This is a genomic window from Streptomyces sp. NRRL S-495 (assembly GCF_000966955.1).
Taxonomy (GTDB): Bacteria; Actinomycetota; Actinomycetes; order Streptomycetales; family Streptomycetaceae; genus Kitasatospora; species Kitasatospora purpeofusca.
The window spans coordinates 1-284 of record NZ_JZWY01001361.1; the positions used below are offsets into that span (position 1 = coordinate 1).

General features: G+C 72.5%; 1 protein-coding gene. It reads right to left on the bottom strand.

Annotated features, from left to right (window positions below; translation table 11 throughout):
* Positions 1–258, bottom strand: a 258-nt coding sequence (locus VR45_RS41675; protein WP_199926115.1) for a condensation domain-containing protein, incomplete at its 3' end; no start/stop codon positions are given.
* Positions 259–284 lie beyond the last annotated feature (26 nt).

The following is a 284-nucleotide window of genomic DNA, read 5'->3' on the forward strand; positions in this document are numbered from 1 at the left end:
CCCGGCGATCGCCGCACCGATCGGGATGTCCGTGCCCGCACCGATCCGGTTCAGGGTGACCGCCAACGCCGCCTGCAGCACCATGAACAGGGTCGCCCCCTGCTCCCGGGCCACCGACAGCAGGCCCTCGTGCAGCCCTGCGGGGATCTCCAGCGCCACTGTGTGACCGCGGTGGGTGGGTGTCGCGGGTCGCGCCAGGTCGGTGGGCAGGACGAGCTCCTCCGGGACCCCGTCCAACGCCCCACGCCAGTACTCCACCTGCCCGGACACCAGACTGCCCGGAT